The sequence below is a fragment of the Mesorhizobium sp. 1M-11 genome, assembly GCF_001303895.1.
GTDB lineage: Bacteria > Pseudomonadota > Alphaproteobacteria > Rhizobiales > Rhizobiaceae > Mesorhizobium.
On sequence record NZ_LJSD01000074.1, the window covers coordinates 43,542 to 57,086 of the forward strand.

Here is a 13,545-nt window from a genome sequence, read left to right on the forward strand (position 1 = left end):
CGATCGACAACAACAATAAAAAACGATCGCCAGCGCTGCGGAATGGGAGATTCAAGAATGACAGACAGCAACGCCACGCGCCAGAAGGTCTTCCAGGAACTGGTCACCGCGACCAAGATCCTGCTGAACGAGGGCATCCTGGACACGTTCGGGCACATCAGCGCCCGTGACCCGGAGGATCCCCAAAGCTTCTTCCTCGCTCAAAAGCTTGCTCCCAGCCTGATAACGACCGACGACATCCTGCGTTTCAATCTCGACGGTGAAACGTCCGACAATCGGCCGTCCTACCTGGAACGCTACATCCACAGCGAAATCTACAAGGCACGGCCGGACGTTCAGTGCGTGCTCCACAGCCATTCGCCGGCCGTGCTCCCATACTGCTTTACCGACACGCCGCTGCGCCCGGTCACGCATATGGGTGCGTTCATGGGCGAGGCCGTACCCGTCTATGAGATCCGCGACAAGCAGGGTGATGAGACCGATCTCTTCGGCGGCGGCCACGGCGTCTGCGCGGATATCGCCGAAAGCCTCGGTGACCAGACAGTGGTCCTCATGGCACGCCATGGCGTGGTGAACGTCGGCAGTTCTGTCCGCGAGGTCGTGTTCCGCGCTTTCTATCTCGAGCAGGAAGCCAAGGCGCTCACGGCCGGACTCCAGATCGGCAAGATCAAGTACCTGACACCGGGCGAGGTGAAGACGGCGGGCGCGCTTGTCGGCAAACAGATCGACCGGGGATGGGATCACTGGTCGCAGCGCCTCAAGGAAAAGGGCCTGGCTTAGCGCCAGCAGGTCTTTGAACACCTCTGGCGGGATCAGAGCCCTGCCAGGGTATCCAGCCCCGATCTTGAAACTCTCCGGGGCCAGAGCGTCAGGCGAAAGCAGTAGAACCATGCCGCACGCAGAAAACTACGACTACGTCATCGTTGGGGCCGGATCGGCCGGTTGCGTGCTCGCCAATCGGCTGAGCGCCGACCCGCGATGTTCCGTGCTGCTCATCGAGGCCGGCGGCTGGGACCGTGACCCGATGATCCACATACCGCTCGGCTGGGGCAAGATCCTGACCGAGCGCCGCCATGACTGGATGTATTTCTGCGAGCCGGAGGACAATGTCGGCGGACGCCGCGTCGAGTGCGCGCGCGGCAAGGTCATCGGCGGGTCGTCGTCGACCAACGCCATGGCCTATGTGCGGGGAAACCGCGGCGACTACGACCGATGGGCCGCCAGCGGACTGAGCGACTGGTCGTATGAGAAGGTGCTGCCCTATTTCCAGAAACAGGAAAGCTGGGAAAAGGGCGGAAGCCGCTTCCGGGGCGGCAGCGGCCCGCTCAGCACGCAGTTCTGCCGCTACAAGGACACGCTGATCGAAGCCTTTGCGCAGGCCAGCGTGCAGGCCGGCTATGCGCAGACCAGCGACTACAATGGCGAGCAGCAGGAGGGTTTCGGCCGCCTGCAGATGACGATCGCCAAAGGCCGGCGCAGCTCGGCTGCGTCCGCCTATCTGCGGCCGGCCCTGAAGCGGCCCAACCTGACAGTGCTGACCGAAGCGATGGCGACGAAGATCGTGCTGGAAGGCACGCGCGCCAAAGGGGTGACGATAAGGCATCGTGGCACCGAACGGACGGTCATCGCCCGCAGGGAGGTCCTGCTCTCCGGCGGCGTGATCAACACGCCGCAGCTGCTGATGCTGTCCGGCATCGGCGCCCCGGACGAGCTGGCGGCACACGGCATCCAGACGCGGGTCGTCCTGCCTTCGGTCGGCAAGAACCTGCAGGATCACGTCTCGGTCATCCTGATGTACCGTCGCAAGACCCCGGGCCCGTTCCTGCACAAGATGCGCGCCGACCGGATCGGGCTCGATTTCCTCAAGACCTATCTGACGGGAAGCGGTTTTTCGGGGGACGTGCCCGGCGGGGTCGTGGCCTTCCTGAAAAGCGGTCCGGAGCGGCCGTTGCCGGATGTGCAGTTGCTGTTCACCGCGGCTCCGCTCGCCGCATGGCCATATTTCCAGCCATTCAAGGCGCCGTTCGCAGACGGCTTCGCGACCCGGATCGTGGCGACGCAGCCGGAGAGCCGGGGAGCCGTGAAACTGGCCTCGGCCGATCCCGCCGCGGCCCCGCTGATCCACCAGAACTTCCTGGCTTCGCCGAAGGACTGGCAATCGCTGCGGGCCGGCTTCCGGGTGGCAAGGGACTTGGCCGCCCAGCCATCCATGCAGCCCTTCATCGAGGCGGAGTTCTTTCCCGGTCCGAAGTGCCAGAGCGACGACGAGATCGACGAGCATATCCGCAAGACCTCCATCACCGTGCATCACCCGGCCGGAACCTGCCGGATGGGCGCCGATGCCGGCTCGGTCGTCGACCCGGAACTGCGCATCCGCGGCATCGACGGCCTGCGCGTGGTGGACGCTTCCGTCATGCCCGACCTGGTCTGCGGCAACATCAACGCGGCGGTGATCATGATCGCGGAGAAGGCCGCCGACCTCATCGCGGCATCGAAAGCAACAATCGAAAGCAGGGCAGCGTGATGATCCAACGTATCGCCATCATCGGTCTGGGCACGATGGGGCCGGGCATGGCCGCAAGGCTCGCCAGGGGCGGCCTGCAGGTGACCGCCTACGATGTCGCACCCGCCGCGATCGAACGCGCGCGCACCATGCTGGGCACGGCAGAGGGTGTTCTCGATGCCCTCGGCATCGTGGCAACCGGTGCCGGAAGTGTTCGCTTCACCGACGATATAAACGAGGCGGTATCCGGCGCCGACCTCATCATCGAGAACGTTCCCGAGAACATTGCGATCAAGGCCGAGGTCTATCGCAGCATCGACGGCCTGATTGCATCGGACACGATCGTGGCATCGGATACGTCGGGCATCCCGATCACCCAGCTGCAGGCGCATATCTCGCATCCCGAGCGGATGGTGGGCATGCATTGGTCGAACCCGCCGCACATCATCCCGATGATCGAGGTGATCGGCGGCGAGAGGACGGCGCCGCAGACCGTAACGACCATTCGCGACCTCATCCGCTCGATCGGCCTGCTGCCGGTGGTGGTGAAGAAGGATGTGCCGGGCTTTGTCGAGAACCGCGTGCTCTATGCGCTGCTGCGCGAGGCGGTCGATCTCGTCGAACGCGGCGTCATCGAGCCGGAAGATCTCGACACCTGCGTGTCCTGGGGCATCGGCTACAAGATCGCCGTCGTCGGTCCGATGGCGCTGCTCGATATGGCGGGGCTGGATATCTACAAATCGGTCTCGTCCTTCCTGAACGCCGATCTTTCCAATCGTGACGATGTCGCGCCGATGGTGCTGGAGAAAACCGGCGCCTCGAAGCTCGGCATCAAGTCGGGCGAGGGCATGTTCTCCTACACGCCCGAGCAGACAAAGGCGCTGCAGGCCGAACGCGCACGCAAGCTCGTCGCGGTGCGACGCATCCTGGAAGGCCGGGAGTAGCCGATGGCTCGCAACACACCAAGAAGTGGCTGGATCGGGGCGTACGGAGGTACAAGCCATGCGCATTGATACGATCCGGGCAGACGGCGGCAAGCCTGCCCACATCCGCCATGACGACCTCATCTCCGTCAAAGGCGTCTCGGTGGTCTATGCCCGGCAACTGGTGCTCCAGAACATCGACCTTTCGGTGCCGAAGGGGTCCTTCGTCTCGCTGATCGGGCCCTCCGGCTGCGGCAAGAGCACCTTGCTCAAGGTGCTGGCAGGGCTGGTCGAGCCGACAAGCGGCAGCGTATCGATCGGCGGGCTTTCGCCGGTCGAGGCAGCGCGCAAGCGTATGATCGGCGTGGTCTTCCAGGATGCCAACCTGCTGCCATGGAAGAATGCCGTCGACAACGCCTCCATGCTGCTTTCCATTGCCGACAAGTCGCTTTCGCGCGCCGAGCTTCGGGCGCGCGGACAGGAAATGCTGGAGCTGGTGGGGCTTGGCGATGCCGCCCACAAGCGGCCCAACGAATTGTCTGGTGGCATGCGGCAACGGGTGGCCATCGCCCGCGCACTGGCACTCGATCCGGCGGTGCTTTTGATGGATGAGCCCTTCGGCGCGCTCGACGCCATCACCCGCGACTCGATGGGCCAGTCGCTGCTGGAGATCTGGCAGCGCACCGGCAAGACGATCGTGCTCGTGACCCATTCGATCGACGAAGCCATCCACCTGTCGCGTCATGTCCACGCGCTGGGCATCAAGCCCGGACGCATCACCGGCAGCATCGACATCGGTCTGCCTTATCCGCGCGACCTGGCGGTAACGGAAGATCCGGAATTCGTCCGGCTGGTCGTGCAGTTGCGCACCATGCTGCGCGCCAGCCATCAACCGGGAGACGCGTCATGAGCGATCAACCCATCACGTCCGAACCTCGGTTGGCCTCCAGTTTTGCCGCCGCGACGAGCAGCTGGCTGCCGGCAGTCATCCTCCTTCTGGGCACGATCGTGGCCTGGGAAGCGATCGTGCGGATCTTCGCCATATCATCCTTCATCATCCCCGCTCCGTCGGAGATCGGGCGATCGCTGGTCGCGCAATGGGGAACGCTGATGCAGGCCACGCTGGTCACCGCCGCGGAGATCCTGCTCGGCTTCGTCGTCTCGGTCGTGGTCGGCGTTGCCATCGCGCTGGTCATCGTGCGTTTCGACTGGCTGGGCCGGGCGCTCTATCCGTTGGTGGTGCTGTTCCAGAACGTGCCGAAGGTGGCGCTGGCGCCGATCTTCATCCTCTGGTTCGGCTATGGGCTGGCCCCGAAGATCGGGCTGATCCTGGTCATCGCATTCTTCCCGGTGACGCTGTCGATGCTGGCAGGCATGCAATCGGTGGACCGCTCGCTACTGTCGCTGATGAATTCGGTCGGCGCCAGCCGCACGCAGATCCTGTTCAGGATCCGGGTCCCGCACTCGCTGCCGAACCTGATGGCGGGAACCAAGATTGCCGCAACGCTGAGCGTCATCGGCGCCATCGTCGGTGAATTTGCCGGCGCCTCGGACGGGCTGGGCTACGTCATCCAGTTCGCCTCGACCCAGCTCGACACCGCACTGGTCTTCGCGGCGCTGCTGCTCGTCTCCGTGCTCGGTATCGCCTTCTACTACGCGGCCGAGATCCTCGAACGCATCGTGGTGCCGTGGGCACCGAAATTCAGCCATGCCTAAGACTTTGGGCAGTCAACGACAGGGAAGGATCGAACAATGCTGAGACGCTCACTTATCAAGGCAGCCACGCTTGCGGCGTTTGCCAGTGCGCTTGGCTTCTCCGGTGCAGCACTGGCCGCCGACACGGTCAACGTCCAGCTCGACTGGGTGGTGCGCGGCAACCACGCCATGTTCTTCGTGGCCAAGGAAAAGGGTTTCTTCGCCAAGAACGACATCGACCTGGCCGAAATCCGCAAGGGCTCGGGTTCGCCGGACGCCATGCGGCTGGTGGGTAATGAGAACGCGGATTTCGGCTTCGGCGATCTTCCCACGCTCGCCGTCGCACGGTCGCAGAAAGTCCCGGTCGTGGCGCTCGCCGCCGTCAACCAGCGCTCGCCGCTGGCGATCCTTTCGCTGGCCAAGACGTTGAAGCTCACCAAGCCGGAGGATCTCAAGGGGCTGACCATCGGCATCCACCCGGCAGGATCGACCTACATCTTCTTCAGGGGCTTCCTGGCCGCCAATGGACTGACCGAGAAGGACATGACGCTGAACAGCGTGTCGCCGCCCTATGAGAGCTACCTGCTGCTCGGACGGGTCCAGACGGTGGTCGGCTACGTGGACGCGGAGGTTCCCGAACTGGAAGCCAAGGCGGGCGGTCCGGGTTCGCTCAGCATCATGATGGGTGCGGACCATGGCTGGAAGGCTTACGGCTCCGGCCTGTTCACCTCGGAGAAGATGATCAAGGACAAGCCCGACGTCGTGCGCCGCTTCGTCAAGGCCTACCGCGAAGCCTTCGACTATGTCGTCGCCCATCCGGAAGAGGCTGCCGAGATCACGGCCAAGGCAGCGCCCGGCTATGCCGACAAGAAGGACGTGCTGCTGGCGCAGATCAACGCCGATATCGCCTCGACCTTCACCAGCCCCGAAACCAAGGAACACGGCCTCGGCTGGATGAGCAAGACGCAATGGGAAGAGACGCTGAAGACGCTGAGCGATCAGGGCGTGCTCAAAGCGGCGCTGTCGGCGGACGATATCTTCACCGACAAATTCCTGGCGAAGGAATAGGCGCGATGCTTGAGGGCCACGGCTCGATGAGCGCCTACCGGCAGGCCAGGCTGTCCTGCTCCATGCCGCAGGATACGGCGCGCGTGCCCTTCTGCGCATCGGCACGGTCGAGCGTGATCTGTGCGCGGGTCGCATATGCGCGGCCCGACAGGCCACACCACAGGCGCTCGACCGGCAGGTTTTCGTGCTTGTCGTTGAGAATGGTGAAGGTGCCGGTCTCGGCTTCGAACCAGAGTTCGACACGGGCACTCTCGCCCGGTTCGACTGTCGCGATCCCTGCCGAATACCAGTGGGCGAAGTCGGCACTGCAGGACAGGCCGTCCTTGCCGGAATTCGAGATCGTCAACGGCACCATGGCGAGCCCATCGGTGCCGGTGCGGACGGTGACATGGTGCAACTCAACCGCGTTGGCAGAGGATACGAACGCCAGCGCTAACGGGAGGACATAACGGATCTTCACTTCGAATAGGCTCCGGATGCGATTTATTCTGAAAGTCTATCTCTCTTCTTCGTAATGACAATAACAATATCCATGGGAAGACAGCAAAAAGAGGGTAACATGTTAAAGCTTCTGAAAAGCAGCGTAAGTGCAGTTATACTGGGAAGCGTCTTGATGGGTGGCGCTCTCGCTGGCGAAGTCAAGTCGATCGCCATTCTGACGCCCGAAGAGGGCACGGATTATGGCTGGAACCAGCAGGGCATCGATGCCGCCAAGGCGGCCGGCAAGGCCGCCGGCGTCGAAGTGGTCGTGGCCCAGGGCCTCGGCTATGGCGACGTCCGTCCCACGTTGCGGGAACTCGCCTCCGACGGCGCCAGCCTGCTGATCGCACATGCCAGCGGCTACAACACCTCGGCGCCCGAGATCGCCAAGGAAACGAAGGTTCCGGTGGCGATCGTGGATACGCCGGCCGGGCTGGAGAAAGGCCTCGTCGCCGACTACACGCTGAGCGGCCACGAGGGCGCCTATCTCGCCGGCCGTCTCGCTGCCAAGATGTCGCGCTCGAAGTCGGTCGGCATCGTGGTTTCCGGCGAGCCGCCGTCCTGGAACTCGCAATCGGCTGCCTTCGCGCAGGGCGTGAAGGCGGAGAACGCCGACGTCAAGATCACCTATGCGGTGATCGGGCCCGCCGCCTACAGTGATGCGGCCGGCGGCAAGCGTGTCGCCGAAAGCGTGATCGCCTCGGGCGCCGACATCATCTTCGGCCAGGGCAACGGTTCGAGCTTCGGCATGCTGCAGGCGGTTGAGACGACCAAGGCCGCCGATGGCGGCAAGGTCTATTTCATCGACGTCATCGGTGACAAGTCGCCGATCGACAAGGGCTTCCTGCTGTCATCGGTGGTATGGAACATCGAGCCGGTCTACGCCGCGATGATCGCCGACCTCAAGGCCGACACGTTCGGCACCAAGCACTACACGATCGGCCTCAAGGACGATTCCGTGAAATTGCTGAAGACCGCCGCGATCCCGGACAACGTCTGGTCCGAGATCCAGGCCGTGCGCGAGGACGTCATCTCCGGCAAGATCAAGGTCGAGCCGGTCTATGACGCCGCCGCCGTCAGGGCGCTGATGACAAGCGTCGCCAAGTAAGGCGGCGAGAAGTCGGTTGCCGAAGGGGCGATCGGATCGCCCCTTCGGACGATTCCCCTTTTTCAGGGCTGGGCTTAGATGAGCAATACCACTCCGTCGCCCGTCGGCGACATCGTCGCACTCGAAGGCGTGACCAAACGCTTTCCGGGTATCGTCGCCAATGACAGCATCGACCTGTCGATCCGTCCGGGCGAAGTGCATGTGCTGCTCGGCGAGAACGGGGCGGGCAAATCCACGCTGATCGGCATGCTGTCCGGCCTGCAGCAGCCCGATGAAGGACGCATCCTGGTCGACGGCAAGCCGACGCCGATCACCTCGCCGCGCCAGGCGCTGGCGCTCGGCATCGGCACGGTGTTCCAGCACATGATGCTGGTGCCGACACTGACCGTGGCGGAGAACCTGCTGCTTGGTGGCCCCTGGTGGCAACGACCAAGGACCGAGGAGCTCGAGGCGCGTGTCGCCGAGATCAGCAAGAGCCTCGGCATCGTGGTCAAGCTCAATGCCAGGGTTTCGGAGCTTTCGCTCGGCGAACAGCAGCAGGTCGAGATCGTGCGCGCCATGGTGCGCAACAGCAGGCTGCTGATCCTCGACGAATCCACGTCGATGCTGACGCCGCAAGGCATCGAGGAGCTTGGCGCGCTGATGCGCCGCCTCGTCGAACAGGGATTGGCGATCGTCTTCATCACCCACAAGCTCAAGGAGGCCGCCGCCTTCGGCGACCGCATCTCGGTGCTGAAACTCGGCCGCAAGGTCGGCGAGATCCCGCCGGAGCGTTTTCGTGCGCTCGGCGAACAGGAGATCATCTCCGAAATCGTGGAACTGATGTTCGGCAAGCAGAAGGACGACCCGGAAGCGGCCGAGCGTTCCGTTGCCTCGGTCCACACTGAGGCCGCTCCGCTGCTTCAGGTTGTCGATCTGGAGGTGGCTCCGACCGACAATGCGCCCGGCCTGTCGTCGATCTCCTTCGACATCCGTCCGGGCGAGATCCTCGGCATCGCCGGCATCGACGGCAACGGCCAGAAGCAGCTGGCGGAGGCACTGGCCGGCCAGCGCACGGCGACCAGCGGTTCGGTGCGGCTGGAGGGAACCGCCATTGAGAAGCTGAGCGTTGGAGAGCGCAGCCGGCGCGGTCTTCGCTACCTGACCGACGACAGGTTGGGCGAGGGCACGGTTGGCACTTTCCCGGTCTCGATCAACTTCTTCCTCAAGCAGGTCGGCGCAGCGCCGTTCTGGCGCAATGGCGTCGAGCAGCGCGCCGAGATCGACAGGCGCGCCGGCGAGCTGGTGCGCGAATACGACGTGCGCACGCCGAGCCTGAAGACGCCCGTCGCGCGGCTTTCGGGCGGTAACATCCAGAAAGTGCTTCTGGCACGCGAACTGGCCGACGGCGCGAAGGTGGTTATCTTCAACAAGCCCACCTATGGGCTCGACCTTGCCAACACGCTGGCATCGCGCCAGCGCATTCGTGACGCCGCCCAACGCGGCCTCGCCGTGCTGCTGATCTCCACCGACCTCGAGGAGTTGCTTAGCATGTGCAACCGCATTGCCGTCATGGCCAACGGGTCGCTGGTCGGCACCGTCGACAATGCCGACGATGCCCGCACCCGGGTCGGTCGCCTGATGATCGGACTAGCCGCATGAGCATCGACACTGCCCCCACCGCCGGCGCCACCGCACTCGATGCCACCAGCAGCGTCGGCACGCGTCGCGACGTGCTGCGCCGGCTCTTGATGACGCTTGGCCCGATCCTCGTCGCGCTCGTCATTGCCGGCTGCATCCTACTCGCCGTCGGCGTCGATCCGCTCGCCTATTACGGCTACGTGCTGGAGAAGGGGCTGTTCTCGCCGCTCGGCATCCAGCAGACGCTGACGCGCATGGCGCCGCTTCTGTTCCTCGCCGCAGGTCTGATCGTGGCCTTCCGCGCCGGCATGTGGAACCTCGGCGGCGACGGCCAGTTCCTGCTTGGCGCCGTCACGGCGGCAGCCAGCGCGCCGATGTTCGTCGAGGTCATGCCGGCCTGGCTGGCACTGTTCTGCGCCTTCGTCGTCGCCACGCTTGTCGCGATGGTCTGGTCGCTGGTGCCGGCACTGCTGCGCGCCTATCAGGGCGTCAACGAGATCATCACCACGCTGATGATGACGTTCCTCGGCACTTCGCTCGCCAATGTGCTGGTCAAGCTTTTGTTTCGCGATCCCGGCACGACGGTGCCGCAGACCCGCACCTTGCCGGTGGAGGACAGGCTGCCGCGCCTGTTCGACACCACCATCACCAGCGGCCTGCTGTTCGGCCTGGCGGCTATCATCATCGTGCATCTGGTGATGACGCGAACGGCTTTCGGACTGAGGCTGAGAGTCGTCGGTGCCAATCCGCGAGCGGCGGTTCATGCCGGGCTCGGCGTGCCTGGCCTGACCATCGCCGTCTTCGCTATTTCGGCGGGGCTGGCCGGCCTTGCCGGCGCTGTCGACATCATCGGCGTGCAGGGCAATGTCCGCGCCGACTGGAACCCGGCCTATGGGCTGGCGGTGATCCCGGCGGTGTTCCTCGCCCGTATGAACGGTTTTGCGGCCATCGGCTTCGTGTTCCTGCTTTCGGTGCTGTCGATCGGCGGCGAAAGCGCGGCACGGCGGCTCGGCGTTCCCAATCATTTCACGCTGGTGCTGGTCTCGATCGTGCTGATCGTGCTCGCGCTCGCCGAATATGTCGACCACCGCTACAACCAGTCGAGAAAGGCCTGACGCATGACCGGGCTGTTCAGCGAAGTCTTTCTCAGCGCGCTGCTGTTCGGCGCGGTCACCGCGGCTGTCCCGCTGCTGCTCGCGGGGCTTGGCGAGCAGATGTCGGAAAAGGCCGGCGTGCTCAACATCGGCATCGAAGGCATGATGCTGGCCGGCGCCTATCTCGGCTTCGTCGGCGCTTTCTATTCGGGGTCGCTGTGGCTGGGTTTCCTCACCGGTGCCGCCGGTGGCGTGGCGGTGGCGCTGGTCATGGCGCTCTTGTGCGTGCGCATCGGCCTGAACCAGATCGTCATCGGCATTGCGCTGACGCTCGGCCTCGAAGGCCTGACGGCGCTGCTGCACCACTTCCAGTTCTCGCGCAGCTATCCCCGTTTGCCGGCTCCGAATCCCACCGTAATTCCGACGTTGGTGGACATTCCGGTGATCGGGCCGGCCTTTTTCAAACATCACCTGATCGTCTACCTGGCCGTCGCCCTGGTGTTCGCCATGGGCTACCTCTACCGGCGCACGCAACTTGGCCTCAACTTGCAGGCCGCAGGCGACAAGCCGGCCGCACTCGATGTCGCCGGCATCGACGTCATCCGGACGCGCACCATCGCCGTGCTGTCGACCGGCGCGCTGGCAGGGCTCGGCGGAGCTTATCTCGCCAATGTCGGGGCAGGCCTGTTCATTCCCTTCATCACCAACGGCGCCGGCTTCCTCGGCATCGTGCTTGCCATGCTGGCGCGCGGCCGGCCGGTCTGGGTGCTGTTCGGCGCCCTACTGTTCGGCGTCTGCCTGTCGCTGACAACGGCCATGCAGGTGGCGGGCATCAACATACCGACCGACGTCATCCAGATGCTGCCGTTCCTGGCAGTGATGATCATGCTGGTGCTGTTCGGCCGGCGGGCGAGCCTGCCGGCGGCACTCGGAATTCCCTATGAGCGCGGTGCGCGCTGACGACAACGGATGCGCGGACGGGAGCCGCGCCAACACAGGAGGCAAGAATGTCGGATACCAAGGTCTACCTGCTCGACGGCGGCTCGCTCGTCCTCGACGGTTATCATGTGTTCTGGAACCGCGGCCCGGGCGGCGAAGTCCGCTTTCCGGTCTATTCGATCCTGATCGAACATGCCGAGGGCCGCTTCCTTATCGACACAGGCTTTGACTACGACCACGTCATGAAGGTGCTGCCCTTCGAAAAGCCGATCCAGGAAAAGCACCAGACCATTCCGGGCGCGCTGGCGCTGCTCGGGCTGGAGCCGAAGGACATCGACGTCGTCGTCAATTCGCATTTCCATTTCGACCATTGCGGCGGCAACAAATATTTCCCGCATGCCAAGAAGATCTGCCACCGCACGGAGGTGCCGCAGGCCTGCAATCCGCAGCCGTTCGAACATCTCGGCTATTCGGACTTGAGCTTCTCGGCGGAAGCGGCGGAGGCACGCGGCGCCACCGCGCAACTCCTGGAAGGCACCACGCGCGCCAACTCGACCTTCGAAGGGATCGACGGCGACGTCGAACTCGCCAAGGGCGTCAAGTTGATCTCGACGCCCGGCCATTCGATCGGCCACTACAGCCTTCTCGTGGAGTTTCCCAAGCGCAAGCCGATCATGTTCACGATCGACGCCGCCTACACCCAGAAAAGCCTGGAGACGCTGTGCCAGGCAGCCTTCCACATCGACCCGGTCGCCGGCGTCAATTCGATGCGCAAGGTCAAGAAGCTGGCCGAGGACCATGGTGCCGAGCTGATGTACTCGCACGACATGGAAAACTTCAAAACCTACAGAACCGGCACGCAGTTCTACGGCTGAAAGCCTACCAATCCGGAGACAGAAAATGCGCTACCTTGAACATGCCGATCCGGTGATCACCCTGACCGCAGGGCCGGTGGACGCCTATGCAAAGGTGCTGCGCGGCCTTGGCCGCACGGTGCTTTACGACTACGATCCGGCGTTCCAGCTCTTCTACGAGAAAGTGGTCGACAAGGCGCAGAAGGCGATGCGGCTGTCGACCAAGCCGGTCATCCTGCACGGCGAACCGGTCCTCGGCCTGGAAGCCGCTGCAGCGTCGCTGATCACGCCAGACGACGTGGTGCTGAACTTGGCCTCGGGCGTCTACGGCAAGGGCTTCGGCTATTGGGCGAAACGCTATTCGCCCAACCTGCTCGAGATCGAAGTGCCCTACAACGAGGCAATCGACCCGCAGGCGGTTGCCGACATGCTGAAGAAGCACCCGGAGATCACCGTCGTCTCGGTCTGCCATCACGACACGCCGTCAGGCACCATAAACCCGATCGATGCCATCGGCGCGCTGGTGTCGGCGCATGGCGCCTATCTCATCGTCGACGCCGTCTCGTCTTTCGGCGGGATGAAGACGCATCCGGAAGACTGCAAGGCCGACATCTATGTCACCGGCCCGAACAAGTGCCTGGGAGCGCCTCCTGGCCTGACGCTGATGGCCGTCAGTGCGCGCGGCTGGGCAAAAATGAAGGCCAACAAGGCGGCACCGCGCGCCTCGATGCTGAGCATCGTCGACTGGGAGAACGCGTGGTCGCGCGAGCAGCCTTTCCCGTTCACGCCATCGGTCGCGGAGGTCAACGGGCTCGACGCGGCGCTCGACCTCTATCTCGACGAGGGGCCTGAAGCGGTGTGGGCGCGCCACGCGCTGACGGCAAAGGCCATGCGTGCCGGTGTCACCGCGATGGGCCTGTCGATCTGGGCCGCCAGCGAGGGGATCGCGTCGCCGACCACGACCGCTGTGCGCACACCGGCCGGTGTCGACGAGAAGGCGCTGCGTCAGGCCGCGCGCGCCCGCTACGGCGTGGTGTTCTCGTCGGGGCGCGGCGAAACGCTGGGGAAGCTGACGCGCATCGGCCATATGGGCCCGACCGCGCAGCCGATCTATGCGATCGCGGCGCTCACGGCACTCGGCGGCGCCATGAATGCCGCCGGTCAGAAGCTTGCAATCGGCAAGGGCATCGACGCGGCGCTGGCCGTCATCGACGCCGACGCCTGAACACAGACCATAAGAATGGGCATAAGGGAGAAATTT

At 64.2% G+C, this 13,545-nt stretch carries 13 protein-coding genes; 12 read left to right on the plus strand and 1 reads right to left on the minus strand.

What is annotated here, in order from left to right; all coding sequences use genetic code 11:
• The first annotated feature begins 57 nt into the window (after nt 1-57).
• From AO692_RS28630 to AO692_RS28655, 6 genes are all read left to right on the plus strand, one after another.
• Nucleotides 58-780 carry a class II aldolase/adducin family protein gene (locus AO692_RS28630; RefSeq protein ID WP_054313441.1) on the plus strand — a complete coding sequence of 241 codons (723 nt, stop codon included), beginning with the start codon at nt 58-60 and terminating at the stop codon, nt 778-780.
• Nucleotides 781-889: 109 nt separating this feature from the next.
• On the plus strand, nt 890-2,524 hold the full coding sequence (locus AO692_RS28635; RefSeq protein ID WP_054313442.1) for a choline dehydrogenase: 1,635 nt from the start codon (nt 890-892) through the stop codon (nt 2,522-2,524).
• Nucleotides 2,524-3,447, plus strand: coding sequence for a 5-formyl-3-hydroxy-2-methylpyridine 4-carboxylate 5-dehydrogenase (gene fhmpcd1 / locus AO692_RS28640; RefSeq protein WP_054313443.1), 924 nt, complete (start codon nt 2,524-2,526; stop codon nt 3,445-3,447). Before AO692_RS28635 ends, fhmpcd1 begins: the two co-directional genes overlap by 1 nt.
• A gap of 58 nt (nt 3,448-3,505) precedes the next feature.
• Nucleotides 3,506-4,336 carry an ABC transporter ATP-binding protein gene (locus AO692_RS28645; protein ID WP_054313444.1) on the plus strand — a complete coding sequence of 277 codons (831 nt, stop codon included), beginning with the start codon at nt 3,506-3,508 and terminating at the stop codon, nt 4,334-4,336.
• The gene (locus tag AO692_RS28650; protein WP_054313445.1) at nt 4,333-5,142 is read left to right on the plus strand and encodes an ABC transporter permease; all 810 of its coding nucleotides are present in this window, start codon (nt 4,333-4,335) and stop codon (nt 5,140-5,142) included. The genes AO692_RS28645 and AO692_RS28650 overlap by 4 nt, the downstream gene beginning before the upstream one ends.
• Before the next feature lie 36 nt (nt 5,143-5,178).
• Nucleotides 5,179-6,189: an ABC transporter substrate-binding protein gene (locus tag AO692_RS28655; protein ID WP_054313446.1), complete on the plus strand. Its 1,011-nt coding sequence runs from the start codon at nt 5,179-5,181 to the stop codon at nt 6,187-6,189.
• Between the two features lie 34 nt (nt 6,190-6,223).
• Here AO692_RS28655 and AO692_RS28660 read toward each other — a convergent pair whose 3' ends face one another.
• Nucleotides 6,224-6,649 (minus strand): hypothetical protein, encoded by a 426-nt coding sequence (locus AO692_RS28660; RefSeq protein ID WP_054313447.1) that lies wholly within the window; start codon nt 6,647-6,649, stop codon nt 6,224-6,226.
• A gap of 99 nt (nt 6,650-6,748) precedes the next feature.
• Here AO692_RS28660 and AO692_RS28665 point away from each other — a divergent pair, with 99 nt between their 5' ends.
• From AO692_RS28665 to AO692_RS28690, 6 genes are all read left to right on the plus strand, one after another.
• On the plus strand, nt 6,749-7,777 hold the full coding sequence (locus tag AO692_RS28665; protein WP_054313448.1) for a BMP family protein: 1,029 nt from the start codon (nt 6,749-6,751) through the stop codon (nt 7,775-7,777).
• A gap of 78 nt (nt 7,778-7,855) precedes the next feature.
• On the plus strand, nt 7,856-9,418 hold the full coding sequence (locus AO692_RS28670) for an ABC transporter ATP-binding protein (RefSeq protein ID WP_054313449.1): 1,563 nt from the start codon (nt 7,856-7,858) through the stop codon (nt 9,416-9,418).
• Complete coding sequence (locus tag AO692_RS28675; protein WP_054313450.1) at nt 9,415-10,512, plus strand: ABC transporter permease; 1,098 nt, start codon at nt 9,415-9,417, stop codon at nt 10,510-10,512. The genes AO692_RS28670 and AO692_RS28675 overlap by 4 nt, the downstream gene beginning before the upstream one ends.
• Before the next feature lie 3 nt (nt 10,513-10,515).
• Nucleotides 10,516-11,451, plus strand: coding sequence for an ABC transporter permease (locus AO692_RS28680; protein WP_054313451.1), 936 nt, complete (start codon nt 10,516-10,518; stop codon nt 11,449-11,451).
• A 47-nt stretch (nt 11,452-11,498) separates the two neighbouring features.
• Nucleotides 11,499-12,305 carry a 4-pyridoxolactonase gene (locus tag AO692_RS28685; RefSeq protein ID WP_054313452.1) on the plus strand — a complete coding sequence of 269 codons (807 nt, stop codon included), beginning with the start codon at nt 11,499-11,501 and terminating at the stop codon, nt 12,303-12,305.
• A gap of 25 nt (nt 12,306-12,330) precedes the next feature.
• Complete coding sequence (locus AO692_RS28690; RefSeq protein ID WP_054313453.1) at nt 12,331-13,509, plus strand: alanine--glyoxylate aminotransferase family protein; 1,179 nt, start codon at nt 12,331-12,333, stop codon at nt 13,507-13,509.
• Nucleotides 13,510-13,545: the final 36 nt, after the last annotated feature.